Annotated in this window: 29 protein-coding genes, 1 pseudogene and 1 CRISPR repeat array; of the genes and pseudogenes, 16 read left to right on the top strand and 14 right to left on the bottom strand. The window is 70.7% G+C overall.

From position 1 onward, the window contains the following. Nucleotides 1-66 precede the first annotated feature (66 nt). Both wrbA and AB0I49_RS16555 read left to right on the top strand, forming a co-directional pair. Entirely contained in the window at nucleotides 67-696 is a 630-nt protein-coding gene (gene wrbA / locus AB0I49_RS16560) for an NAD(P)H:quinone oxidoreductase (RefSeq protein WP_363227655.1), read from the top strand. 16 nt (nucleotides 697-712) lie between these two features. Then, a complete protein-coding gene (locus AB0I49_RS16555; protein WP_363227654.1) occupies nucleotides 713-2134 on the top strand; it encodes a glutamate decarboxylase in 1422 nt (473 codons plus the stop codon). 334 nt (nucleotides 2135-2468) lie between these two features. On the opposite strand, the gene AB0I49_RS16550 is transcribed toward AB0I49_RS16555, so the two are convergent. Beyond that, entirely contained in the window at nucleotides 2469-3611 is a 1143-nt protein-coding gene (locus AB0I49_RS16550) for an FAD-dependent monooxygenase (RefSeq protein WP_363227653.1), read from the bottom strand. 170 nt (nucleotides 3612-3781) lie between these two features. Here AB0I49_RS16550 and AB0I49_RS16545 point away from each other — a divergent pair, with 170 nt between their 5' ends. Together AB0I49_RS16545 and AB0I49_RS16540 are read left to right on the top strand one after the other, a co-directional pair. After that, on the top strand, nucleotides 3782-4117 hold the full coding sequence (locus tag AB0I49_RS16545; protein WP_363227652.1) for a winged helix-turn-helix domain-containing protein: 336 nt from the start codon (nucleotides 3782-3784) through the stop codon (nucleotides 4115-4117). Nucleotides 4118-4287: 170 nt separating this feature from the next. Next, a pseudogene (locus AB0I49_RS16540) lies at nucleotides 4288-4625 on the top strand (transposase family protein); the annotation flags it as partial. Nucleotides 4626-4852: 227 nt separating this feature from the next. Beyond that, nucleotides 4853-5674: direct repeats of the CRISPR family, unit length 29 nt; unit sequence GTGCTCCCCGCGCACGCGGGGGTGGTCCC. Between the two features lie 123 nt (nucleotides 5675-5797). Here AB0I49_RS16540 and AB0I49_RS16535 read toward each other — a convergent pair. Then, nucleotides 5798-6001 (bottom strand): DUF397 domain-containing protein, encoded by a 204-nt coding sequence (locus AB0I49_RS16535; RefSeq protein ID WP_363227651.1) that lies wholly within the window; start codon nucleotides 5999-6001, stop codon nucleotides 5798-5800. Continuing rightward, nucleotides 5991-6884, bottom strand: a complete 894-nt coding sequence (locus AB0I49_RS16530; RefSeq protein ID WP_363227650.1) for a helix-turn-helix transcriptional regulator — start codon at nucleotides 6882-6884, stop codon at nucleotides 5991-5993. The genes AB0I49_RS16535 and AB0I49_RS16530 overlap by 11 nt, the downstream gene beginning before the upstream one ends. A gap of 387 nt (nucleotides 6885-7271) precedes the next feature. On the opposite strand from AB0I49_RS16530, the gene AB0I49_RS16525 reads away from it, so the two are divergent. The 5 genes from AB0I49_RS16525 to hemC all read left to right on the top strand — a co-directional run bounded on the left by AB0I49_RS16525 (nucleotide 7272) and on the right by hemC (nucleotide 9797). Then, nucleotides 7272-7511 (top strand): hypothetical protein, encoded by a 240-nt coding sequence (locus AB0I49_RS16525; protein ID WP_363227649.1) that lies wholly within the window; start codon nucleotides 7272-7274, stop codon nucleotides 7509-7511. 119 nt (nucleotides 7512-7630) lie between these two features. Then, on the top strand, nucleotides 7631-7804 hold the full coding sequence (locus tag AB0I49_RS16520; protein WP_363227648.1) for a hypothetical protein: 174 nt from the start codon (nucleotides 7631-7633) through the stop codon (nucleotides 7802-7804). Next, nucleotides 7801-8100 (top strand): hypothetical protein, encoded by a 300-nt coding sequence (locus tag AB0I49_RS16515; protein ID WP_363227647.1) that lies wholly within the window; start codon nucleotides 7801-7803, stop codon nucleotides 8098-8100. Before AB0I49_RS16520 ends, AB0I49_RS16515 begins: the two co-directional genes overlap by 4 nt. A 261-nt stretch (nucleotides 8101-8361) precedes the next feature. Next, entirely contained in the window at nucleotides 8362-8832 is a 471-nt protein-coding gene (locus tag AB0I49_RS16510; RefSeq protein ID WP_363227645.1) for an NUDIX hydrolase, read from the top strand. Further along, entirely contained in the window at nucleotides 8829-9797 is a 969-nt protein-coding gene (gene hemC, locus AB0I49_RS16505) for a hydroxymethylbilane synthase (RefSeq protein ID WP_363227644.1), read from the top strand. Before AB0I49_RS16510 ends, hemC begins: the two co-directional genes overlap by 4 nt. Before the next feature lie 254 nt (nucleotides 9798-10051). Here hemC and AB0I49_RS16500 read toward each other — a convergent pair whose 3' ends face one another. The 6 genes from AB0I49_RS16500 to AB0I49_RS16475 form a co-directional block, all read right to left on the bottom strand. Beyond that, entirely contained in the window at nucleotides 10052-10837 is a 786-nt protein-coding gene (locus AB0I49_RS16500) for an ABC transporter permease (RefSeq protein WP_363227643.1), read from the bottom strand. Then, nucleotides 10834-11790 carry an ATP-binding cassette domain-containing protein gene (locus AB0I49_RS16495; protein WP_363227680.1) on the bottom strand — a complete coding sequence of 319 codons (957 nt, stop codon included), beginning with the start codon at nucleotides 11788-11790 and terminating at the stop codon, nucleotides 10834-10836. The genes AB0I49_RS16500 and AB0I49_RS16495 overlap by 4 nt, the downstream gene beginning before the upstream one ends. A 135-nt stretch (nucleotides 11791-11925) precedes the next feature. Further along, the gene (locus AB0I49_RS16490) at nucleotides 11926-12594 is read right to left on the bottom strand and encodes a PadR family transcriptional regulator (protein WP_363227642.1); all 669 of its coding nucleotides are present in this window, start codon (nucleotides 12592-12594) and stop codon (nucleotides 11926-11928) included. An 88-nt stretch (nucleotides 12595-12682) separates the two neighbouring features. Then, nucleotides 12683-13249: a DinB family protein gene (locus AB0I49_RS16485; protein ID WP_363227641.1), complete on the bottom strand. Its 567-nt coding sequence runs from the start codon at nucleotides 13247-13249 to the stop codon at nucleotides 12683-12685. 249 nt (nucleotides 13250-13498) lie between these two features. Beyond that, nucleotides 13499-15010 (bottom strand): aldehyde dehydrogenase family protein, encoded by a 1512-nt coding sequence (locus AB0I49_RS16480; protein WP_363227640.1) that lies wholly within the window; start codon nucleotides 15008-15010, stop codon nucleotides 13499-13501. A 107-nt stretch (nucleotides 15011-15117) separates the two neighbouring features. Next, nucleotides 15118-15981: a helix-turn-helix transcriptional regulator gene (locus AB0I49_RS16475; RefSeq protein WP_363227639.1), complete on the bottom strand. Its 864-nt coding sequence runs from the start codon at nucleotides 15979-15981 to the stop codon at nucleotides 15118-15120. Nucleotides 15982-16270: 289 nt separating this feature from the next. Between AB0I49_RS16475 and AB0I49_RS16470 the strand changes: the two genes are divergently transcribed. Next, nucleotides 16271-16819, top strand: coding sequence for an ATP-binding protein (locus AB0I49_RS16470; protein WP_363227638.1), 549 nt, complete (start codon nucleotides 16271-16273; stop codon nucleotides 16817-16819). Between the two features lie 183 nt (nucleotides 16820-17002). On the opposite strand, the gene AB0I49_RS16465 is transcribed toward AB0I49_RS16470, so the two are convergent. From AB0I49_RS16465 to rpmG, 5 genes are all read right to left on the bottom strand, one after another. Further along, on the bottom strand, nucleotides 17003-17242 hold the full coding sequence (locus tag AB0I49_RS16465) for a DUF397 domain-containing protein (protein ID WP_030880580.1): 240 nt from the start codon (nucleotides 17240-17242) through the stop codon (nucleotides 17003-17005). Between the two features lie 109 nt (nucleotides 17243-17351). Next, nucleotides 17352-17594 (bottom strand): 30S ribosomal protein S18, encoded by a 243-nt coding sequence (gene rpsR / locus AB0I49_RS16460; protein WP_363227637.1) that lies wholly within the window; start codon nucleotides 17592-17594, stop codon nucleotides 17352-17354. A gap of 109 nt (nucleotides 17595-17703) precedes the next feature. Next, nucleotides 17704-18849 carry a GTP-binding protein gene (locus AB0I49_RS16455; protein WP_363227679.1) on the bottom strand — a complete coding sequence of 382 codons (1146 nt, stop codon included), beginning with the start codon at nucleotides 18847-18849 and terminating at the stop codon, nucleotides 17704-17706. A gap of 23 nt (nucleotides 18850-18872) precedes the next feature. Beyond that, entirely contained in the window at nucleotides 18873-19130 is a 258-nt protein-coding gene (locus tag AB0I49_RS16450) for a type B 50S ribosomal protein L31 (protein WP_363227636.1), read from the bottom strand. Nucleotides 19131-19135: 5 nt separating this feature from the next. Further along, the gene (gene rpmG / locus AB0I49_RS16445; protein ID WP_363130316.1) at nucleotides 19136-19300 is read right to left on the bottom strand and encodes a 50S ribosomal protein L33; all 165 of its coding nucleotides are present in this window, start codon (nucleotides 19298-19300) and stop codon (nucleotides 19136-19138) included. A 54-nt stretch (nucleotides 19301-19354) separates the two neighbouring features. Between rpmG and rpmB the strand changes: the two genes are divergently transcribed. The 6 genes from rpmB to AB0I49_RS16415 all read left to right on the top strand — a co-directional run bounded on the left by rpmB (nucleotide 19355) and on the right by AB0I49_RS16415 (nucleotide 24226). After that, nucleotides 19355-19591 (top strand): 50S ribosomal protein L28, encoded by a 237-nt coding sequence (gene rpmB / locus AB0I49_RS16440; RefSeq protein ID WP_363227635.1) that lies wholly within the window; start codon nucleotides 19355-19357, stop codon nucleotides 19589-19591. Then, nucleotides 19591-19896, top strand: coding sequence for a 30S ribosomal protein S14 (gene rpsN / locus AB0I49_RS16435; RefSeq protein ID WP_363227634.1), 306 nt, complete (start codon nucleotides 19591-19593; stop codon nucleotides 19894-19896). The genes rpmB and rpsN overlap by 1 nt, the downstream gene beginning before the upstream one ends. Before the next feature lie 194 nt (nucleotides 19897-20090). Then, a complete protein-coding gene (locus AB0I49_RS16430) occupies nucleotides 20091-21773 on the top strand; it encodes a bifunctional 3'-5' exonuclease/DNA polymerase (protein WP_363227633.1) in 1683 nt (560 codons plus the stop codon). 154 nt (nucleotides 21774-21927) lie between these two features. Further along, nucleotides 21928-22377 (top strand): SH3 domain-containing protein, encoded by a 450-nt coding sequence (locus AB0I49_RS16425; protein WP_363227632.1) that lies wholly within the window; start codon nucleotides 21928-21930, stop codon nucleotides 22375-22377. 249 nt (nucleotides 22378-22626) lie between these two features. Next, on the top strand, nucleotides 22627-23658 hold the full coding sequence (locus tag AB0I49_RS16420) for a rod shape-determining protein (RefSeq protein WP_363227631.1): 1032 nt from the start codon (nucleotides 22627-22629) through the stop codon (nucleotides 23656-23658). 112 nt (nucleotides 23659-23770) lie between these two features. After that, on the top strand, nucleotides 23771-24226 hold the full coding sequence (locus AB0I49_RS16415) for a TerB family tellurite resistance protein (RefSeq protein WP_363227630.1): 456 nt from the start codon (nucleotides 23771-23773) through the stop codon (nucleotides 24224-24226). The last annotated feature ends 5 nt before the right edge of the window (nucleotides 24227-24231 follow it).

Genomic DNA, 24231 nt, shown 5'->3' with positions numbered 1-24231 from the left:
AGCGGACGCACGCGTCGAACGCGCGCGGAAGCAGGTCCGAAGGCTCGGCCCGCAGGAGGCAAGCGCATGGCCACCCCCGTGAACGTCGCCGTCATCTACTACTCCGCCACCGGCACCGTCGCCGCCCTCGCCCGGCAGATCGCGGACGACGCCGAGCGGGCGGGCGCCCAGGTCCGGCTGCGCCGGGCGGCGGAACTGGCCCCGCAGGCGGCCATCGACTCGAACCCGGCGTGGGCCGAGAACGCCGCGGCCACCGCGGACATCCCCGAGGTCGTCCCGGACGACATGCTCTGGGCGGACGCCGTGATCTTCGGCTCGCCCACCCGCTACGGCAATATCGCCTCGCAGCTCAAGCAGTTCATCGACACGCTCGGCGGGCTCTGGCAGGAGGGCAGGCTCGCCGACAAGGTCTACAGCGGCTTCACCGCCAGCGCCACGAAGCACGGCGGCCAGGAGTCCACGCTGCTGGCCCTCTACAACACGGTCCACCACTTCGGCGGCATCCTCGTGGCCCCCGGCTACACGGACCCGGCGAAGTTCGCGGACGGCAATCCGTACGGAACGTCGCATGTCGGCGGCCCGGACACGCCGGTGGACGACGAGGCGCGTACGGCGGCCCGTATCCAGGCGGAGCGGGTGGTGAAGTTCTCCCGCGCCATCAAGGACGGGTCGGCCGGGTCTGCCGGTCGCGGTTGAGGGGTAGCCGCAGCGAATGGCACCTCACAAGGGATCGGACGCATCGAAGGACACTTCCGACAAGCACGGCTACTCGGTCAACCCCTTCTATGGGGAGGCCGACCCGGTGGGCGGGATGGCGGCGAAGCCGCCGCGGCACCGGCTGCCGGACGGCCCGGTCGCGCCGTCCACGGCGTACCAGTTCGTCCGCGACGAGCTGATGCTCGACGGCAACTCCCGGCTGAATCTGGCGACGTTCGTCACCACGTGGATGGAGACGCAGGCGGGCGTGCTGATGGCCGAGTGCCGCGACAAGAACATGATCGACAAGGACGAGTACCCGCGCACGGCCGAGCTGGAGCAGCGGTGCGTGACGATCCTCGCCGATCTGTGGCACGCGCCCGATCCGCTGTCGGCCGTGGGCTGTTCGACGACCGGTTCCAGTGAGGCGTGCATGCTGGCCGGCATGGCGTTCAAGCGCCGCTGGGCGCAGCGGAACGCCGACCGTTACCCGGCGACGGCCCGTCCCAATCTGGTGATGGGCGCGAACGTCCAGGTCTGCTGGGAGAAGTTCTGCACCTTCTGGGAGGTCGAGGCGCGCCAGGTCCCCATGGAGGGCGACCGCTACCACCTCGACCCGGCCGCCGCGGCCGAACTGTGCGACGAGAACACCATCGGCGTCGTCACCGTCCTCGGCTCGACCTTCGACGGTTCGTACGAGCCGGTGGCCGACGTGTGCGCGGCGCTGGACGCGTTGCAGGAGCGTACGGGCCTCGATGTGCCGGTCCACGTGGACGGCGCGTCCGGCGCGATGATCGCGCCCTTCCTCGACGAGGAGCTGACCTGGGACTTCCGGCTGCCGCGCGTCGCCTCCATCAACACGTCCGGGCACAAGTACGGGCTGGTGTACCCAGGGGTGGGATGGGCGCTGTGGCGGGACAAGGAGGCGCTCCCGGAGGAGTTGGTCTTCCGCGTCAACTACCTGGGCGGCGACATGCCGACCTTCGCCCTGAACTTCTCCCGCCCCGGCGCGCAGGTGGCTGCCCAGTACTACACCTTCCTGCGGCTGGGCCGCGACGGCTTCCGTGCCGTGCAGCAGATGGCACGCGACGTGGCGATGTCGCTGGCCCGACACATCGAGGAACTGGGCGACTTCCGCCTCCTGACGCGCGGCGACGAACTGCCGGTCTTCGCCTTCACGACGGCCGACGGCGTGGAGAACTACGACGTCTTCGACGTCTCCCGCCGCCTACGTGAACGCGGCTGGCTGGTCCCCGCCTACACCTTCCCGGCGAACCGGGAGGACCTCTCCGTCCTGCGCATCGTGTGCCGCAACGGCTTCACCCACGACCTGGCCGACCTCTTCATCCAGGACCTCACCCAACTCCTCCCCGAACTCCGTCGCCAGCCCGGCCCGTTGGACCGTCCGGAGGGCGTGGCTACGGCGTTCCATCACTGAGCGGCGTTGGGGGCCCTTCGCGGGGGCCTTCGCGCGTGGTCAGCGCGTTGCGCCTGCTGGCCACAGGACGCACACCGGCACCCCGTTCTGCGATGGTCTTCACGATGGCGGTGACTCGGCGCCGGCCCTTCAGGGCGGCCATGGCTTGCTCGCCGAGGCAACGGATTCCGGCCTGGGGGCTGTTGTGCCGACATTGCCGCTGTGCCGACATTGCCTCTGTGCTGACGTTGCCGCAGCTTGAGACGCCGGGCTCGTCGGACATGGCGGCGCCGACACGGCTGAGAGCTACCGCGGAGCTGCGCACCGACCGGTGACCGGTCGGTGCGGGCCCGGACTACCGGTTCGCGGCTTCGCGAGAGGCGACCCGGTTCGTGCGACCGACCGCGCGGCCCACGGTGTTGCGCACAGCGAGGCCCGGCCGGGTGCGGGGCACCATGAGTCTGGAGAGCAGGCCGACGCGTCGCTGCCGCGGGCCTACCTCACGGCGGAGCCGCGACTCGTAGGCGGTGAAGGCGCGGGCGTGATCACCGGGATGGGCGGCGAGCTCTTCCGCGAGGGCGTACGCGCCCGCCATCGCCATGCTGGACCCGTCGCCCAGCAGGGCTGTCGCCGCCGCCGCGTCCCCGAGCAGTACGACCCGTCCGCGGGACCACGAGGGCATCCGGACGGTGGTCAGGGGGTCGAAGAACGGAGCCGGGTGGTCGAGGTACGCCGCCACGAGTTCCGGTGCCCGCCACCGCACGTCGGCGTAGGCGTCGGCCACGGTCTGCTTGTGAAGGGCGATGTTCTTGCGGTCGTGGGGCGCTAGCCGTGCTGCCCGGAAGGTGAAGATCGCGAGCGGGGTGGTCCGCGAGGGATGGACGACCAGCATCCGGTTCGGCACGGTCAGCATCGTCATCTCGCTCGGGTCCTCGATGGCGTCGGGTTCCAACGGGACGGTCGCGCCGTACAGGCCCAGGTCGCTCACGAACTGCCGCTCGGGTCCGAACACCAGGCGCCGTACGGTGGAGTGCATCCCGTCGGCACCGACTACCAGGTCGAAGCGACGTGGCGCGGACCGCCGGAAGGTGACGTCCACCCCGCCTTCATCCTGGTCGAGGGCGGTGATCGTGTCGTCGAACAAGAACTCGGCCTCGGTCTGCGCCGACCGGTGGAGCACCTCGGACAGGTCGGCTCGGGTCACCTCGACCGTCGGATTCTTGTCCGAGGTGAGCGGAGATTGCAGGATCCGCCTGCCGCCGGGGTCGAGCAGGGTCAGCGTCCGATTGCGGGTGGCGAGCCCGCGAAGCTGCGGAAGGATGCCCATGCGCTCGGCGACCGGGATCGCGGGCCCCTTCACGACGATCGCGCTACCGCCGGAGCGCAGCTGCCGGGCGTGTTCGACGACCGTCGGCCGGTATCCGTTCCGGGACAGCCAGTACGCGAGTGCGGGCCCTGCGATTCCGGCGCCGACTATCAGCACTTCGGGCTTCTTCATGACGATGACCTCTAGGAGTGTCGATGACCAGGTCCGCGGCGAGTGCCGGGCCGGGGCTCAGGGAACGGCGGCACGGGGCAGTGCCACCGGGTCAAGGTACGATCAATTTCGTACCTCAGTGGAGCACACCCTTGAGGTATGATGCAAGCCGTACCTGAAGGGGGTGCCGCGTGGCCGGGAGGAACCTGGTCGGCCCGGAGGCCGATGCGCTCGATCTGGGTGCGGTGTTTCGCGCCCTCGCCGACGAGCACCGTCGTACGGTGATGATGGAGTTGGCCGCCGACCGCAGCGACAGTGAGCGGGGCTGCAACTCGTTCAATCTGCCGATCTCGAAGCAGACCCAGACCCACCACTTCCGGGCCCTGCGCGAGGCAGGTCTCATCGACGAGATCGACTACGGCAACCGCAAGGGCATCCGACTACGACGCGCGGACCTCGAGAAGAGATTCCCCGGGCTACTCACGCTCCTGGGCGCAGAGGCCCCGGGCGGCACTGCCCCTCGCTGAACACAGCTGAGCACACCGGAAGGAATCCGAGTCGGCCCTGAGCCGCGAGCTCGACCGGGGTCCGGCTCGCGCCCGGCTCACAGGTGGCCGAGCACGAGGCGGACACGAATGGATCGGTGCCGCTTCGACCACCGCCCCGCGCTCGTGATCGGCGCCGAGCACTTCGTGAGTTGACCGCACGTCGTCTTGCGCAAGGAACACGATGGCGCCGGCCGGCCCCCGGACGGCAGGCACTGCTCGTGCCGGCTCATCTACGGTGCGGCCATACCTACGCCCAGCTCGCCACCGGATTCGGTACGGGCACCACCACCGCCTACCGGTACGTCGCCGAGGCCCACAACAACCGGCAGGACGGTTGCTGTGGGCCTCGCCCGCGCCGCCGGGATCTGTCCACGACATCAAGGCCGCGCGAACCCACGGCATCATCGGCGCCCTGGCGGGGGCCGGGGTGGATTGCCGGGCCGACAAGGGCTATCGGGACGCCGCCGGCACCGTGCGAGTTCCCTGGGGTTGGAAAAGGCTCGCTGTCTACGGCCGCAGTCCTGACGGGGGTTGCCGGGGCGGCGATTGCCGTGGGCGAGCTTTCCCAGCGGTAGACGTGGGCCCGGTGCATACTGGCCCCTGCTTTCGCTCACGGGGAGGCCGCACCAATCTATGCCTTCACCCCATATGCCGGGTTCTGCGGAAGTGGGTAAAAACCGCTGTCGGCCCGCGTAACGTCGCAGGTCGCCGCCTGTGCTCCCCGCGCACGCGGGGGTGGTCCCCTGCTGCACTTCTCGACGCGCCACGAACTCAAGTGGTCCCCGCGCAGGCGGGGGTGGTCCCTCCGCCAGCGCCGCGCGCAGCGCTGCGGCACCGTGGTCCCCGCGCAGGCGGGGGTGGTCCCAGGCGCCACCCGCCGCCCAGCGGGGCGAGCAGGTGCTCCCCGCGCAGGCGGGGGTGGTCCCCGCGAGCTACTCCGGTCTCCCTCGCTCGCCAGGTGCTCCCCGCGCACGCGGGGGTGGTCCCGAGGCCGCGCGCAGCCTGGCCCCGCTGGCCGAGTGCTCCCCGCGCACGCGGGGGTGGTCCCGTCTTGACCGGCTTGTCGCCGATGCGGGTGCCGTGCTCCCCGCGCACGCGGGGGTGGTCCCATCCGAAGCACTGATCAGGAAATGCGCAGAACGTGCTCCCCGCGCACGCGGGGGTGGTCCCCGCTGGCGGTCGCCGGGGAACCCCCACGTGCTGTGCTCCCCGCGCACGCGGGGGTGGTCCCCCGTACTGGGTCCCGCAGCCGCCGCATCGGCGGTGCTCCCCGCGCACGCGGGGGTGGTCCCTTCCGGGGCTTGAGGCCCTGCTCCACGTAGAGGTGGTCCCCGCGCAGGCGGGGGTGGTCCCAGATGCCCGTACCGATCCACGGTCGTCGAGATGTGGTCCCCGCGCAGGCGGGGGTGGTCCCGACTCGGGCAGCACATTGGCGTGCGGGTAGATGTGCTCCCCGCGCACGCGGGGGTGGTCCCGTCGGCGAGCGTCCAGTGCTGGTGGCCGGACTGTGGTCCCCGCGCACGCGGGGCGACTTCCTAGCCTCGGCGCCCTGGTCGCCAGCCCGCTACTCCCCCTGTGGCAGGCCCGCCGCCGCCCGCTGACAACCACGCCCCGCACCGGCTACACGCCGGTGCGGGGCGTTCTTACGTTGGCGACGAATCAGGCTTCGCTACGGGCCGCGAACGCGACGAACGCGGACCACGCGGCGGGGGAGACAGCAAGGACGGGGCCGTTCGGGTCCTTGCTGTCACGGACGGGAACGACGCCGGTAGCGGCGACGGCGGGTGCCCATTCAACGCAGTTGGAGTTTGAATTGCTGTAGCTGGACTTTCGCCACTTTGTGCCAGCCAGGTCAGCCCTCATAGTTTTCCGCCGTTTCGATAATCAGACGCCGTGACGTCTCTTCGGATAGCGCCTTACTCGAAATTTCCCGGAATGCCATGTCGTATTGATCGACCTCGGTCGGTCTGTCCAGGTAGAGGTCGCCCGTGTAGCCGTCCGCGAAAACGGTTGGCGGTTCGGTCGGCTTACCGTTCCCGCTTGTGGGGAACCGCAGGACAGTGAACTGGCCGGACATGACGCCCTCGTGCAGTCCTGCGGCGAAGGGGACGACCTTGACCGTGACAGTGGGCAGCTCACTGAGGGTTGCCAGGTGCCGCAGTTGCCGCGCCATCACTCGGTTTCCGCCGACTGGGCACTTGAGCACGGCCTCATAGAGGACCACTGAAACTTGCGGTGGGTTGATTACCCTGGTGAGCGCCGTCCGGCGCTTGAGCCGAAGCTGTACACGTCGCTCAACTTCCGCTGGATCTTTGTCCGGGTGCCCCGCTTCGATGATGCGCCGCGCGTACTCCTCGGCTTGGAGCAACCCAGGGATCAGCGTGGATTCATAGACATCAAGGTGCGACGCCGCTTCCTCAAGCCCGATGAAGAGGTCGAACCCCTCTGGGATCACATCGCCATAGGCGTGCCACCAACCCCGAGCCTTTGTTTCCTTCGCGATGGCCTTCAAGGCTTCAGTCAGGTCCGATGGCGCTCCGTACACCCGACACATGACTTCGACCTCATGACTGCGGATCGACGTCCTACCGGATTCGATCCGCCACAGCGTCGCCGTGGAACGCTCCAGCTCCTTCGCCGCCAGCTTGACGGTAAGTCCAGCCTGCTCACGAAGTTCAGATAGATATCGCCCCAGTTGCCTGCGCGGCACCGTCGAACCAGTCGGCCCGGTCAGATCTTCCGACATACCCCCACCCCTTCCCGTTACGCGCATCTGAAACGCCCTCGCGCCCAAAATGAAAGCACCTGCGTGAGCGGCCTGCAATGCACGTCAACAAGGTGAAGCGACTTCGCATGAAGTCTTGCAGAGTACGTCTCTTCAGGAGCATTCTGAGCACTCCCCAGCCCGCTTCGGCCTTACATGGCAGCGGAGATGAGGAGTGGCGACCATGTGCACACGCACCCCCGCCGTTCGAACTCGTAGCGCCGACACTGTTGTTGAAGCCATCTTCCGATCGGGCGGTGCATGGCGCATGGCCCCGGCATGGTGGCCGGCTGAGAGCGAGTGCCGCACCGACCGCCTCGTTCTGGCGCGCGTGCGGACCGAGTTGGGCCGTATGAAGTGGCTGTTCTCGTGAGGAGCCGAGCGCGGGAAGCGCTGTCCCGGCTGATGGCAGAACAGGGCGTCAACGGTGCGCTCCTGGTGCCGAACGGCGCGAACATTCGGTTCGGTCCGGACAGCCCTCTGCCCGACCCCTTCACCTTCCCGCCGTGCCGGTGCGCCAAGTGCCGCGCGGGGCACGGCATGCCGGACACCTCCGTACAGCTGCGCGCCGACAACGCCAACGAACTCCCGAACGGGAACGAGCAGTGAGGCATCCCCCGCTGGCCCGTCTCCGCCGAGCCTGCCGCAGCGCAGAGCGGTGGTGGTTGCTGTACGGCCAGTTCTCCCGCCCGGTGCGCACTGTGTCGCCCAGTCGGCGGCGGGTGCACATGGCCGTGACGGCTCGGTACAGCGAACCCCGTTATTACGACGCGGCGTTGATGCGGATCGCGCTGCGGATCAAGGACATCGAAACCGCCTCGGGAAAGCCGGACGAAAGCCGGCTCCTCCGGCGGCTCCTCGGCCCCGAGGCCGAACAGATCATGAGGAGACGCCGCCGATGAGCCGCACTTTCCGGTACATGACGTGGACGTTCGAACAGGATGCAAGCACGTATCCGGAGTACAGCGCCACATGCGTCACAGGGGAAGAGCGCGATTGTGGGGAGACGATCCGCGCCGGCGGCCCGGACTGGGCCGAGGAATGGATGCGCCGCCACACACAGGACACGGGCCACACCCGCTACCGCCGGACCAGCGCCGACTACGTGACGCTGGACCCTCCGGGCGACGCCGGCCTGGTCATCCCCGGCGAAGTCGTTCAGCCCCGCGCTCTGCCCGCGGGAGGCGACGCCACATGAGAGGGCTCGCAACGTTCCTCGTGCTCGCCGGCTGCGCGGCCATCGCCCTCCTGTACACGCTCGCCACGCGCAGCCACCCCTGAACTCCCCTCCCCGTCGGTGACCCCACGAGGACCCGGCGGCGAGGCGGAACCACCCGGCACGCGGACGAAGGGAGCTACCCATGACGCGCCCGCGCCCGTAGAGACCACCACGACCCGCCCTGTGGTGACGCACGGGGCGGGGTTCACGCGCCCTGAGCCAACACAGAAGGTAGGAGCAATGTCTCCGGCCCCCGGCCACCCCGTGACCGCCACCGTGCTCATCACCAACCCGAGCGATGATCTGCTCATCGTCCACCCCGACAAGGGCGACGCCGCCCCGTGGCACCTCCCTGGCGGCGTCGTCGAGCAGAACGAGTCCCCGCTCGACGCCGTTCGACGAGAAGTGTGGGAAGAGCTCGGCCTCGACCTCGACGTGACGGAACACGACCTGTTCGCCATCGAGTGGCTGCAAGCCACCCACCCTGGCCGCCACGACCGAATAGCAATCCTGTTCGCCGGCCCGGTGCTCACCGAGTCCGACACGGACCGCATCACATTGCAGCACGACGAACTCGACGCGTGGCGCTGGGCAGGCCGCGCCGAGGCGAAAGCGATGCTGCATCCAGCGATAGCCGCGCGCATCGTGGGACCGCTCCAGACCCCCGGCAGCCCGGTCTACCGTGAGACCCGACACGAAGGGGCGGTATGAACGACTTCCCAGGCCGGCCACTGCGCATCGGCACCCGTAGTTCACCCATGGCCCTCGCCCAGGTCGAGCAGGTCGCCGGCCTGCTGCGCAAGATCGAGCCCGAACTCGACATCGACGTCGTGCCGGTGACGACCGAAGCCGACAAGTGGCAAGGCGATCTCGCGCGACTCGGCGGGAAGGGCCTGTTCGTCAAGGAAATCGACACCATGTTGCAGCGCGGGCAGGTCGACATGGCCGTGCACTGCATCAAGGACGTCCCCGGCGACGTACCCATGCCTCGCGGCCTGATCTTCGCCGCCTACCTCCCCCGCGAAGAAGTACGCGACGTGCTGCTCTTCCCCGAAGGGTCGGACGCGCAGACGCTCGACGACCTGCCCGCCGGTGCCGCCGTCGCGACCTCGGCCGTGCGCCGTAAGGCGCAGATCAACCGCGTACGCCCCGACCTCAACATCGTTCGGGTACGCGGAGCGGTCGGCACCCGCGTCGAGAAACTCGACGGCAAACGCCCGATCGACACCAAGCTCGACGCGATGATCCTCGCGCACGCCGGACTCGAACGTCTCGGCATCGCCGATCGCGGCCGGCAGGTCTTCACCGTCGACCAGGTACTGCCCGCGGTCGGGGCCGGCGCGCTCGGCCTCGAATGCCGGAAGGACGACGACGCCGTCGCCTACCTGCTCCAGCAGCTCAACCACGCACGCACCATGAAAGAGATCACCGCCGAGCGCGTCATGCTGCACGGGCTGCGCGGACACTGCAACAGCCCGATCGCCGGGTACTGCACCACAGACCCCGACGGACAACTCTCGCTGCGCGGCATGGTGTTCTCGCGCGACGGGAGCAAGTTCGTGCACGCCCACTTCTGGGGCGAGTCGCTGAACGACCCCGCCGTACTCGGCTCACGCGTCTGCGCCGAACTGCTGCGCCAAGGCGCCCGCGACATCATCGAGGGCATCCCCCACTGACGACCGCATCGCCCCCGATCGCGTGCGGGGGGGGCGCGGTCCCGTACGCACGGCGGCCCCGGTACCTCGTCGGAGGTACCGGGGCCGACCCGGTTCGCAGCGAGCTCAGGACGAGCGTCCCCTTCCCCGTCGAGATCGATCCGCGGGACATCATCGAGCCGTGACGAGCCCGGCAGCCGTCAACCCGGCGGCTGCCAGCCCAGCAGCCGTCAACCCGGCGACCGTCAGTCCGGCAGCCGTCAGCCCGGCACCCGTCACCGCGACAGCCCCCGGTACCTCCGCACCGCCAGCGGGCCGAAGATCGCTAGGAGCGCCACCGGCCAGGCGACGGCGAGGAGTTGGGCGTGGGCGGCGGGCCAGGAGTCGCCGCTCCAGCCGGGGTTGCCGAAGAGTTCGCGGATGGCGGTGGCGGTGGCGGACATGGGGTTCCATTCGGCTATGGCGCCGAGCCAGCCCGGCATGGATTCGGCCGAGGTGAAGACGTTGGAGAGGAAGCCGACGGGCCAGATCAGGATCTGGACGGCCTGTACGAGTTCCGGCTTGCCGGCCACCATGCCGAGGTAGATGCCGATCCAGAGCATCGCGAACCTCAGGAGAAGCAGCAGCCCCACGGCGTACAGCGCCTCGTCGACGCCGTTGTGCCAGCGCCAGCCCATCAGCAGGCCGACGCCGATCATCGCGAAGAGGCTCGCCGCCGATTCCAGCATGTCGTCCGCGCTGCGGCCGACGAGCACGGCAGAGGGGGCCATCGGCATGGCGCGGAAGCGGTCGATGACGCCCCGGTTCAGGTCCTGGGTGAGGGCGACCATGGTGGCTTCCAGGCCGAAGGCCATGGTGAGGGCGAACATGCCGGGGATGAGGAATTCCTTGTAGTCGCCGCCGCCCGCAACGCTCATGCCGCCGCCGAGGAAGTAGGCGAAGATCAGCAGCATCAGCACCGGGAAGGCGAGCCCGACGAGCATCTGCACGGGCCGCCGGGCGCGGTGCGCCAGGCCGCGGCGGGTCATGGTCCAGGAGTCGGTGAGCACCCAGTTCGTCATGCGGCCGTCCCCTCCTCGGCGCGGGCGGCGTCCGCGCCCGTCAGGCGCAGGAACACCTCGTCCAGCGTCGGCCGGCGCACCGCGATGTCCTCCACCTCGACGCCGGCCGCGCCGAGCGCCCGCAGCGTCTCGCCCAGCGCGGCGACCCGATCGGCGACGGGCGCGCTGACCCGGCGGGCGTCGGGGTCGGTCGCCGCCTCGGCCCGTACGGCGGCCGTCACCACCGCGGCCGCGGCGTCGAGTTGGTCGGCGCGGCGCACGACCACGTCGACGCGGTCGCCGCCGATCCGGGCCTTGAGCTCGTCGGGGGTGCCCTCGGCGGCGACGCGGCCCGCGTCGAGGAGGGAGATCCGTTCGGCGAGCTGGTCGGCCTCCTCCAGATACTGGGTGGTCAGCAGTACGGTCGTACCGCCGCCGACCAGCGAACGCACCGCGTTCCAGACCTCGGTGCGGCCGCGCGGGTCGAGCCCGGTGGTCGGCTCGTCCAGGAAGAGCACGTCCGGGGCTAGGACCAGGCTGGCCGCGAGGTCGAGGCGGCGGCGCATGCCGCCGCTGTACCGCGCCACGGCCTTGCGCCCGGTGTCGCCCAGGCCGAAGCGGTCCAGCAGTTCGTCCGCGCGGGCTGCGGCGCGCCGCGCGCCGAGGTGGTAGAGGCGGCCGAACATCTCCAGGTTCTGCCGGCCGCTCAACTCCTCGTCCACGGCGGCGTGCTGGCCGAGCAGGCCGATCCGGTGGCGTACGGCGTCGGCGTCGCGCCGCACGTCGAACCCCGCCACCTCGGCCCTGCCGCCGTCCTGCCGCAGCAGGGTGGCGAGAATACGTACGACCGTGGTCTTGCCCGCCCCGTTGGGGCCCAGCAGTCCGTGCACGGTGCCGCGCGGGACGGTCAGGTCGACGCCGTCCAGCGCGGGCTTGTCCCCATAGGTCTTGCGCAGTCCTTCGACGACGATCATGCGATCGGTGTCGGTCAATGAACTCTCCCCGAACTCTTCTCCGGAAAGTAATCAAGTTTGACTACCAACCGGGGAAGGTAGCCCCTCGGCCAGCCCTAGTCAAACTTGATTACACAGCTGTACTTGCTACTTGGGCTACTGCGGACACGATCCGGAACCGGAACCAGGACCGGAAGCGGAACCCGAAGCGGAACCCGAGCCGGAAGAGCCGGAACCCTCCGCCTCCCGGACCCCCGCCCACTGGTCGCCCTCCCCCGCCATCACATACGCCCCGGCCTCCAGGCGCTCGATCAGCCCGCGCGTCCACCGCGCGCCGTTGTCGGCGGTGTGCAGCCACATCCCCATGATCTCGCCGATGTGGCCCCAGTCCTCGTCCCCGGCCGGGGTCCAGTGCCGGGCCACCTCGGTGTGCCACCCCTCCATCGCCGCGACCCGCTCCTTGAGCAGCCCGATGGCCTCCGCGCGCGGCAGGTCCACGATGAAGCCGATGCCGGCGCTCAACACGTCCACCTTGGCGTCGTGCGTGGTGAGCGCCTCGCGCAGCAGCTTGAAGTACTCGGCCTCGCCCGCCTCCGTCACCTCGTACTCGGTGCGCGGCGGGCCGCCGACCGTACTCGGGGCGATGTCGTGCGCGAGCAGCAGTCCCTGCTTCGCCATCTGTTTGAGCGCGTGGTAGATCGAGCCCGGCTTGGCGTTGGACCACTCGTGGGCGCCCCAGCTCTCGAGGTCGTTGCGGACCTGATAGCCGTGCGCCCTGCCGTGCAGACGGACGGCGCCCAGGACCAACAGCCGGATCGCGGACATCGACTCCTCATTCAACCTGTCGCAGGCCGCCCTGCGCCCGCGACCAGGTTAGACGGAGCCGGTGCCCACCTCCGGTCAGGTCCGGTCGTCACCCGGCCGCGCCCTCGCCGCCGCCCGCGCCTTTGGCCTCCAGGTCCACCAGCTCGAAGGCCGTCTTCCCGTCGATCGACTCGCGGACGATGTCCGCGTGGCCCGCGTGCCGGGCGGTCTCCTCGATCAGGTGGAGCAGCAGCCAGCGCGCCGAGTGCCGGGCGTTCGGCGGGAACCAGGGGGCGGCGGGGAGCGGGAAGGTGGCGTCGAGGCTGGGCAGGGAGCGGACGTACGCCTCGGTCCCGGCGGCGACCTCGTCCCAGAAGGCCAGCATGGACTCGACGGTCTCCGCGCCCTCCAGCTGGAAGCTCAGGTGCCAGGTGGACTCGTCGCGCTTGATCGAGTTCTCCACCTCCTTGGCGTTCTCCACCCAGGTCAGCTCGGTCTCCGCGACATGCTTGAGCAGCCCGGACAGGGACAGTTCGCCGGCGCTCGGGCGCTGGGCCGCCTGCTCGTCGCTCAGGCCGATGAGCGCCCGGCGGACCCCGCCGCGCTGGGCCTCCAGGAAGGCGAGCAGGGTGCCGAGTTCGTCGGTGACGTCGTTCTCGATCACGTGGGTGGGCATGGGGTCCGCCTTTCATCGGCTCTCTTGCGATGCCCTCACCGTAGGACCCCATGCGGCCAGATCCTGACCTCATTCGCCGCGATCCGACGTCCGGCGCCGATGAGCCGACGTCCATGAGCCGACGTCCATGAGCCGGCGTCGATGAGCCGGCACCAATGAGCCGGCGTCGGTGAGCCGGCGTCGGTGAGCCGGCGTCGGTGAGCCGGCGTCGGTGAGCCGGCGTCGGAACGGCCAGAACGGTCAGAACGGTCAGAACGGGAAGCGGCTCCGCCCGTGCTGGATCGAGATCCACTTGGTGGTGGTGAAGGCGTCCACCATGGAGTCGCCGTTCAGCCGCCCGACCCCGGAGTGCTTCTCGCCCCCGAACGGGACGATCGCCTCGTCGTGGACCGTGCCGTCGTTCACATGGACCATGCCGGTGTCGATGCGCTTGGCGACCCGCACGCCCCGCTCGATGTCGCCCGTGTGGACGGCGCCGCTGAGCCCGTACGGCGTGGCGTTGGCGATGCGCACGGCCTCGTCCTCGCCGTCGAACGGGATCAGCAGCGCGACCGGCCCGAAGATCTCCTGGCACAGTACGGGCGACCCCTCGGGCAGCCCGGTCAGCACGGACGGCCCTACGAGCGTGCCGTCGGCCGTGCCGCGCACCAGCGCCGTCGCGCCGTCGGCGACGGTCTGCTCCACAAGGGAGGAGACGGCCTCGGCCTGTCCGGCGTTGATCAGCGGGCCGATGTGGGTGGCCGGGTCGCCCGGGTCGCCGACCTTGAGCGTCTTGACCTTGGCGACGAACTTCTCGGTGAACTCCGCCTCCACCCTGCGGTCCACGAGCACCCGGTTGGCGGCCATGCAGACCTGCCCCTGGTGGATGAAGCGGCTGAAGACGGCGGCGTCCACGGCGTAGTCGATGTCGGCGTCGTCGAGGACGATCAGGGCGCTGTTGCCGCCGAGTTCGAGGATGACGCGCTTGAAATTCGCGGCCGCGACGGTCGCCACATGGCGGCCGACCTTGTCGGAGCCGGTGAAGGAGATGACCTTCGGCACCGGGTGCTCGATGAGCGCGTCGCCGATCTCGGCGATGTCCGTGATGACGACGTTGAGCACGCCGCCGGGCAGCCCGGCCTCCTCGAAGACCTTGGCGACCAGCCCGCCGCCGCACACCGGGGTGTTCTGGTGCGGCTTGAGGACGACGGCGTTGCCGAGGGCGAGCGCCGGGGCCACCGACTTCACGGAGAGCAGGAAGGGGAAGTTGAACGGGCTGATGACGCTGACGACGCCGACCGGCAGCCGGTAGAGGCGGTTCTCCTTGCCATCGTCCGGGGACGGCAGGATGCGCCCCTCCGCCCGGAGCGCCAGGTGGATGGCCTCCCGCAGGAACTCCCGCACCAGGTGCAGCTCGAAGGCCGCCTTGACGGCGGTGCCGCCGCACTCCGCCGTGATCGCCGCGGCCAGCTCGTCCTCGCGGTCGTCGATGACGCGCAGCGCGCGCTCGAAGACCAGGCGGCGGCGGTACGGGTTGGTGGCGCCCCAGGCCGGCTGCGCGCGCTCGGCCGCGCGGTAGGCCAGATCGACCTCTTCGACCGTCGCGACGGTTATGGACGCGAGCTTCTCACCGTCGTACGGATTGAAGTCGACGATGTCCCAGGAACCGCTGCCGGCCCGCCATTCACCATCGATGTACTGGTAGGCCAGCTCGCTGAAAGAGGCGTAGGAGGTGCGGGAGGAGACGGGGGAGCCGGAGGAGCGGTAGGAGTTGTCGGACATGCCATCCCTATCTGAGGTACGGGAAGTACGAGAAGTGCGGGAAGTACGGAAAGTGCGCGGCCCGCGCCGACGCGGGGCTCCTGATGGGCTGTCATCCTACTTATGACTTAGCCCAGTTGAAGCAGTCGCCGCAACAACTCGCGGGTTCCTTCCGGCGAAAGACTGTCGGCGCGCAACCGGTCCATTACCCGCTCGTACTGCGCGACTTCCTCCCGCTTGTCGACATAGAGCGCGCTGGTGAGCTGCTCCAGATAGACGATGTCCGAGAGATCCGACTCCGGGAAGCGCAGCATGGTGAACGCGCCGCTCTCCCCCGCGTGCCCGCCGTGCGCGAAAGGCATCACCTGAAGCGTCACATTGGGGTGTTCCGATATGTCGATGAGGTGCTGCAACTGGCCGCGCATGACGTCGGCGTCGCCGTACGGGCGGTGCAGCGCGGCCTCGTCCAGGACGGCGTGGAACTGCGGCGCGCGCTCGGAGACGAGGAGCTTCTGCCGCTCCAGGCGGAGCGAGACGCGCCGCTCGACCTCGGCGGCGACGGCGCCCGGCTGGCCGCGTACGACGACGGCCTGGGCGTACCCCTCGGTCTGGAGCAGCCCGTGCACGAACTGCACCTCGTAGATCGCGATATGGGAGGCGGCGCCCTCCAGGCCGACGTACGTCTGGAACCAGCCGGGCAGGACATCGCCGTAACTGTGCCACCACCCCGCGACGTTGGCCTCGCGGGCGAGGCCGAGCAGCGCCTCGCGCTCCGCCTCGTCGGCCACTCCGTACAGCGTCAGCAGGTCCTCGACATCACGCGCCTTGAAGCTCACCCTGCCCAACTCCATGCGGCTGATCTTCGATTCGGAGGCGCGGATCGAGTATCCGGCGGCCTCGCGGGTGATGCCTCGTGACTCCCGCAACTTCCTGAGCTGCGAACCCAGCAGGATGCGACGCACCACTGAGCCGCTCGAATCGCTCGTGGTCATTTCTGTGACCTTCCTGTCCGTTCCACACCCTTCTGAGGGCAACCCCCGCTCCCTCGGCGCCGAAGTCTGCCATCTCCGGGCTCCGTTGAGTGCGCGCGTGGTTACTCAGACAAGAGACAAGCCACATGCTTACGCAAGAGGGCGTAGGGAGAATTGCCAATAGAGACAGGCAAACCCCTTCAAAGCGAGCGCGTGCACGTGCATCTGCCCTTGCATCTGCCGTACGCATTCGGAACGATGGGCCATGCACACGTGCACGTCACGTCCACGATCGCCAGGAGTGCCTCGCATGGGTACCGAAGGATCGACTCTGCTCGCGCCGTTATGGCGAGGACTCCCACCGATCGAGCCCGCCGGCGTCGCCGGCTCGGCCTCCTGCGCCCTCCCCGCCCGCTTCGAGGCGGTGCGCGCGGCCCGCAGATTCACCAGATCCACGCTCCAGCAGTGGGACCTCCCCGACCTCTTCGACGATCTGGCGCTGACCGTCTCCGAGCTGGTGACCAACGCGCTGCGGCACGGCGTCCCCGCCGAACGGCCCGCACCCGCCGCGGCGAACGTCGTCCGCCTCACCAGGGAGTACGCACCACCCGAGTACGCACCGCCCGAGTACGAACCACCCGTCCGCCTCCACCTGATGCGCTGGACGTCGCGGCTGGTGTGCGCCGTGCGGGACCCGGGCGAGGAGAGCCCGGTCGCGGGAGAGGCCGGGACCGCCGAGGAGTGCGGCCGCGGCCTCTTCCTCGTCAACACCCTCAGCGACAGCTGGGGGTGGCATCCGCTCGCGGGACATCTGCGTGGCAAGGTCGTCTGGGCGCTGTTCCGGCTCCCGCGCGACTGACGCCACCGACCGCACGACTGAAGCCACCTGGCGAGCGGGGGGGCCGGCTCCGGGGGCCGGTGCCGGAGCGGGGGCCGGTGCCGTACCCCGGAGACCGGACCGCGGGCCGAGCCGCGCCGGACCGGACCAGGAGGGGCCGGGCCGGGAGGTTCCGGACCAGTAGGGGCCTGGCGGACGCGGACGCTAGTCCCGTATCAGGTAGTCGAATTCCCCGTCCTTGATGCCGAGCAGCATGGCCTCGATCTCGGCGGGCGTGTAGACGAGGGCCGGGCCGTCGGGGTGGCGCGAGTTGCGCACGGCGACACCGCCGCCCGGCAGCTTCGCGAACTCCACGCAGGAACCCTGGGAGTTGGAGTGACGGCTCTTGTGCCACGCGACCTCTTGAAGGTCCGATGCAGCCATGCCGTTGTACGCGTGGGGCACAGGACTCTCCCGGAAATTGCAGCTGTCAACTATCAACTGCTCCGGATCATAGCCGCGTTCATGTGCCTATGCATGAGCGGATGCACGTGCACGGAGGGTGTTCCGGCCACTACTTCGCGGTAGAGGAATACGGCAACAATGCCATCTCCCGAGCATTCTTGATCGCGCGGGCCAGCTGCCGCTGCTGCTGGGCGGTGACGCGCGTCACTCGACGGCTGCGGATCTTCCCCCGGTCGGAAATGAACCGGCGCAGCAAATCGGTGTCCTTGTAGTCGATATACGAAATGCCGGCGGCGTGCAGAGGGTTGGGCCGGGGCTTGAGCTGCTTGGCGGCGGCGCCACGTCGGGGCATGAACAAAAGCCTTTCTCACAGGGCAGGTCACAGGGCGGGTCAAAGGGCGGTCAGAGGTCGATCGGAGGGCGGTTCAGGCAGCGGTTCGGAGCGCGATGCGCACGGAAAGTCACAGAACCGGATCGAGGAGTTCGTCGAACGCGGGCGACAGCCGCCGCCAGGCCGCCGGCCCGGCCGCGTACTCGGCGTCCGTCAGCAGACACGCGTCCAGCAGCACCCGCAGCCCCTCCCCGTCCAGCCCCGGCGAGGTGAAGGTCAGGTGCTGGGCGCGGTCGCCGTACTCGGGGTGCCAGTCCATGGCGGCGGCGACCCGCCGGGCCGGGTCGACCAGCTCCCAGGCCGCGTCCGGCAGCGCCGCGAGCCAGGGCCCGGCGTTCTCGACGCACAGCGCGCCGCCCGCCGCGTCCCAGGACAGCAGGGTGTCGGGCCGGTCCGCGAGCCAGAACCGGCCGCGGCTGCGCGCCGCGGCGCAGGTCAGGTCCTCCAGCGCCGCGTACAGCCGGCCGGGGTGGAACGGCCGCCGCCGCTGCCATACGAGCGTGGCGACGCCGTCCGCGTCGGCGGTCTGCGGCAGCAGGGCGCAGGCGGGGTGGAGCCGCGCGGCGGCGGCCTCCACGTCGAAGCCGGCGAGCGCGGCGTCGGCCAGCCCGCCGGAGTCCACGCCGATCCGGCGGGCGGCGGGGGTGAGCTGGTCGAGCAGGGCGAAGTCGGCGGGGTCGGCGGCCTCTTCCGGCGAGGTGTCGGCGAGGGCCAGCACCGACGCGTACTCCAGCTGCCGGGCGAAGGTGTCGCCGACCGTGCGCTGGTCGCCGGGGGCCGCCGCGAGCCCGGCCTCGGCGAGGTCGTCGCCGCAGGCCAGGCAGGGCACGACGAGGGCGGGGTCGACGGCCGTGAACACGGCGGTGACCAGCATGCCGGTCCCGCCGTGCACGGCCACGACCTCGGCCATGGGCTTCGGCTCGACGGAGTCCCAGAGCTCGACGACGGCGAGCCGGCAGTCCCCGGCGTCGGCCAGCCGCTCCAGCTCCGGCACCAGGTCCTCGCGGAGCGCGCAGCAGGCGCAGTCGTTGACGAGCGGCGCCTCGCCCGCGTCCCGCACGCCGTCGCGGTCGCGTACGGTCCGGCGGACCGTTCCCTCGACGGCGGTCGACAGGTCGTGGTGGAGCGCGACGCTCCCCGGCACGTCGCGCAGCAGCCGGTCGACCGCCGCGCGGCGCGCCTCGGAGTGCAGCCCGCCGACGATCGCGACGGGCATCCGGTCGGGGTCGGGTCCTGCCGTCACCGGCCGGCCCCGCGCCCGCCGTAACGGCGCTCGAACCGCTCGACGCGCCCGGCGGTGTCCAGGACGCGCGCCGTGCCCGTATAGAAGGGGTGGCTGGCCGAGGAGATCTCGACGTCGATGACGGGGTAGGTGTTGCCGTCCTCCCACTCGACGGTCTTCTCGCCGGTGGCGGTGGACCGGGTGAGGAAGGCGTAGCCGGCGGCGCGGTCGCGGAAGACGACGGGCCGGTAGGCGGGGTGGATTCCGGGCTTCATGGCGCTCAGCGCTCCTCTCGGAAGGTGACGTGACGGCCGGCGACCGGGTCGTACTTGCGCAGTTCCATGCGGTCGGGGTCGTTCCGGCGGTTCTTGCGGGTGACGTAGGTGTAGCCCGTGCCCGCGGTGGACCGGAGCTTGATGACGGGGCGTGTCTCGTTGCGAGCCATAACCGCTACTATACGAAAACGATTCCCGTTTTCAAAAGAAGGAGGCACGGCGCCTTGTCCGCCCACTGCCAGCTGACCGGCCGCAAGCCCGGCTTCGGCAACGCCATCTCCCACTCCCACCGGCGCACCCCGCGCCGCTTCGACCCGAACATCCAGCGCAAGCGGTACTGGCTGCCGAGCGAGGGCCGCCACGTCCGGCTCACGCTGAGCGCCAAGGGGCTCAAGACGGTCGACGCGATCGGCGTCGAGGCCGCCGTGGCCCGCATCCGGGCCCGAGGGGGGAAGGTCTGATGGCGAAGAAGAGCAAGATCGCGAAGAACGAGCGGCGGCGCGCCGTGGTCGCCCGCTACGCCGCCCGCCGGGCTCTGCTCAAGGCGATCGCCCGCGACCCGCACGCCTCCGAGGAGGAACGGCTCGCCGCCCGGCGCGAGCTGAGCCGCCAGCCGCGCGACGCCAGCGCCACGCGCGTACGCAACCGCGACAGCGTCGACGGGCGGCCCCGCGGCTACCTGCGCGCCTTCGGCCTCTCGCGCGTGAACCTGCGCGAGCAGGCGCACGCCGGGTTCCTGCCGGGGGTGCGCAAGTCGAGCTGGTAGCGCACCGGGCCCGAGCCGCGGACGGCCGCCGGTCCGCGGTTCGGGCGCCCCCGCGAGCCGTTCCTGTGAGGTCCCGCGCCCGCGGGGACCGGCGCGCGCCCGCGCCAGGGGTCCACACCCGCGCGGGCCGCCGCGCCCACCCCCGCGGCGCGCACACCCGCCCCATTGTCAGACCCCCCTGCCAGACTCCCTCCATGAGGTGGGCGGCGGCAGAGGCGAGCGACGGGGGTGTCCGTCTCTGCCCGCTGACGCCCGGCGGACGGCCCGCCTCCGCTGTCCGTACGGCCGCGAGCCTCGCCGAGGCCGTACGGTCGCAGCCGGACGCCGACCGCTGGGTCTGGCGGTCCACCGCCGAGGCGTATCCGCGCCTCCTGGAGGCCGGGGTCCGCGTCGAGCGGTGCTATGACGTGGAGGCCGCCGAAGCGCTGCTCATCGGCCATGAGGAGGGGCAGGCGGGCCAGCCGCGCTCCCTCGCGGCGGCGTGGGCGCGGCTGCGCGGGCTGCCGGTGCCCGAGGACTCGCCGCTGCGGGCCGCGGACACCCAACCGTCGCTCTTCGCGCCGGGCCCCGTGCCGCTGCCGCCCGGCACGGACCCGCTCGACGCGCTCCTGGAGGTGTACGCGGGCCAGCTGGCCCGGATGGACGCCGCCGAACACCCCGGCCGGCTGCGGCTGCTGACGGCCGCCGAGTCCGCCGGCACGCTCGTGGCGGCGGAGCTGAACCGCGCCGGGGTGCCCTGGCGGGCGGACGTGCACCGGGAGCTGCTGACCGAGCTGCTCGGCGAGCGCTATCCGGGCGGGCTGGAGCCGCGGCGGCTGGCGGAGCTGGCGGAGCAGGTCTCGAAGGCGTTCGGCGGGGCGCGGGTGCGGCCGGACCTGCCGGCCGACATCGTGAAGGCGTTCGCCAGGGACGGCATCTCGCTGACCTCGACGCGGGCGTGGGAGCTGAAGGAGATCGACCACCCGGCGGTCGAGCCGCTGCTCCAGTACAAGAAGCTCTACCGGCTGCATACGGCGCACGGCTGGTCCTGGCTCCAGTCGTGGGTGCGCGAGGGCCGGTTCCGCGCCGAGTACGTGCCGGGCGGCACCGTCTCCGGCCGCTGGACCACCAACGGCGGCGGCGCGCTCCAGATCCCGAAGATCGTCCGGCGGGCGGTGGTCGCCGATCCGGGCTGGCGCCTGGTGGTGGCCGACGCCGACCAGATGGAGCCGCGCGTGCTCGCCGCCGTCTCCCGCGATCCGGGGCTGATGGCGGCGGCCGGCAGCGACCGCGATCTGTACGCGGCCCTCGCCGAGCGCGCCTTCGGGGGCGACCGGGACCGCGCGAAGATCGCGATGCTCGGCGCGGTCTACGGCCAGACGTCGGGCGACGCCCTCAAGCACATGGCCGATCTGCGCCGCCGCTACCCGGCCGCTGTCGCGTATGTGGACGACGCGGCCCGCGCCGGGGAGGAGGGGAGGCTCGTACGGACCTGGCTCGGCCGTACGAGCCCGCCGGCGTCCCTGGCGGCGGCCGACGAGGCGGGGCTGCCGCAGGAGGAGACGCCCGCCTCGGACACGCGCGGGTACGGCTCGACGCCCGCCTCCCGCGCCCGCGGCCGGTTCACCCGGAACTTCGTGGTGCAGGGCAGCGCGGCGGACTGGGCGGTGCTGATGCTGGCCGCGCTGCGGCAGGACCTGGCGTCGCTGAGCGCGGAGCTCGTCTTCTTCCAGCACGACGAGGTGATCGTGCACTGCCCCGAGGACGAGGCCGACGCCGTGGTCGAGGCGATCCGCGCGGCGGGCGACCGGGCCGGGCGCGCCGCCTTCGGCGAGACGCCGGTGCGGTTCGCGTTCACCACGGCGGTCGTCGAGTGCTACGCGGACGCCAAGGCGTAACGATTCGCCGCGGGGCGGGAGCAGCGGCCGGTCTGGCAATCCGCCAACCGGGTGTCGGTCAAACGGCTCTCTTTCCGAAGTTTCGCCGAAATAAGGGCTCTTGGCGCACGTAATGTCGCTTTGTGTCATTCGCGACAAGGATCAGGAGACCCTCATGTCCATGACTCCCACCCTCGCCACCCTCGTCACCCGCGGCAGGAAAGCCGCGGCCGGCGTCGGGGCACTCGCCACCGCTGCCGCCCTCGGCGCCACGCTGCTCGGCGCGGCACCGGCCCAGGCCTCGCCGACCCCGTCGGCCCCGGCCATGGCCCCGCCCGCCAAGCCGTACGGCACGGTCGTCACCCAGCGAGACGACCTGATCGAGCGTCAGTACCCGAGCACCGACTCCTCACCGCGCGGCAGCCTCAAGCGCGGGGCCCAGGTCGGCCTCCGGTGCAAGGTCCACGCGCAGAAAATCGAGAACCGGAACACCATCTGGTACCTGCTGCGGGACCGCCCCACCTGGGTGACGGCGGCGTACGTGAACAACACCGGGGCCGTGAAGTACTGCAAGGACGTGCAGCGCGGCATCCGCCTCGCACCGGGGAAGCACTACGTGGGCTGACCCCCGCGGGATGACGGGCTGACGAGGACGTCGGGCGGCGGGTCGGCGGACCCGCCGCCCGGCGACCGGGCCCACTGAGCGATACGGCCCGGCGCCGCGCGGAAGCGGCGCCGGGCCGTCGCCGTGCCCGCCGCGCTTCCCGTCACCCTTCCCGCCGCCCTTCCCGTCGCCTGACGAGGCGTCATGGCACCTCCCCCGTACGGCGCATCCCGACATGCGGCCGGTCGTCGGCGAACGGACGATGAGGCCATGACTCTCAGCCTCGAGCAGCTGCGCCGCTGCCATGTAGCCGTCGATCTCGGGGCGGCTCGCACCCGCGTCTACCTCAAGCACCAGGGCCTGATCGTGGACGAGCCGAGCGTGGCCTCCGTGAACACCAACACCGGCGCCCTCATCGCCGTGGGCACCCTCGCCGAACGGATGGCGGGCCGCACCCCCGACCACATCCGCGTGGTGCGCCCGGTCTCCGGCGGCACCGTCGTCGACATCGACATGGCCCAGCGCATGCTGCGCTTCCTCATCGGCGACAAGGTCCGCAGGGCGTGGCGGCGCAAGCCGTCGCTGCGGGCGGCGGTCTGCGTCCCGCACGAGGCGGAGCCGCTGGCGCAGCGCGCGGCCGTCGAGACGATGACGGGCCTCGGGGCGCGCCGCGTCGAGCTGGTCGACACGCTGATCGCGGCGGCGGTCGGCTGCGGACTGCCCGTGGAGCAGGCCGAGGCCACGATGATCGTGGTGTGCGGGGCGGCCACCACCCAGGTCGCCGTGCTCTCGCTGGGCGCGATCGTGGCGGCGGAGAAGGTGCCGCTGGGCGGGGACGCGATCGACCACGCGGTGGTCCAGCACCTGCGCAACGCCCACGAACTGGTGCTGCCGAGCCAGGGCGTGCGCCCCCTGCACCAGGCCCTCGGCGGGAGCGGCCCGGACGGCTGGGACGGCGCGGAGGTGCACGGCCGGGACGTCGCGACCGGATGCGCCCGTTCCGTACGCGTCGACAGCCGGGAGGTGCGGGAGGCCATCCACACCCCGCTCACGGCCGTACTCGACTCCATCGGGCGGGTGCTGCGGCTCTGCCCGCCCGATCTCGTGGCGGACCTCGGGGAGCGCGGCGTCATGCTGGCCGGCGGCAGCGCCCGCCTCCCCGGGCTGGACAAGATGCTCAGGGCGGCGACGGGCATGCCGGTGCACGTCGCCCGGAACGCGGACGTCTGCGCGGTCGAAGGGCTCGGCTCGATGCTGGAGGGCAGGGTCAAACCGCTGGTCCTGGACCCGGTCACCACCTGAGAAGCGCGTCAGGGGCTCTCGGGAAGGCTCTTGGTAAGCCTCTTGGGAACTTCTTTACCCCCGCCGCAGTTCTGCCTTGTGCACCCCTATTTGTTTGAGGAGAGAGACGCACATGGCGCTGTGGGACAAGCTCAAGGATTCCGCGACCACGATGCAGGGCCAGCTGGTGGCGAAGAAGAACGACCTCAAGAGCGGGGCGTTCCGTGACGCGAGCATGGCCATGTGTGCGCTGGTGGCGGCTGCCGACGGGTCCATCGACGCCTCGGAGCGGCAGCGCGTCGCCTCGCTGATCGGCACCAACGAGGTGCTGCAGAACTTCCCCGCCGACGACCTCCAGGCGCGCTTCAACGACTACTGCCAGAAGCTGACCGCCGACTTCGACTTCGGCAAGGTCAGCGTTCTGCAGACGATCGGCAAGGTCCAGAAGAAGCCCACCGAGGCGCGGGCCGTCATCCAGATCGGCATCGTGATCGGCGGCGCCGACGGCGACTTCGACAAGACCGAGCAGGCCGTCGTCCGCGAGGCGTGCTACGCGGTGGGCATCGACCCGAACGAGTTCGACCTCTGATCGCG

The sequence above is a fragment of the Streptomyces sp. NPDC050617 genome (assembly GCF_040654795.1).
Taxonomy (GTDB): domain Bacteria; phylum Actinomycetota; class Actinomycetes; order Streptomycetales; family Streptomycetaceae; genus Streptomyces.
Note: the sequence above shows the minus strand (reverse complement) of the source record. Positions and strands in the feature narration are given on the sequence as shown.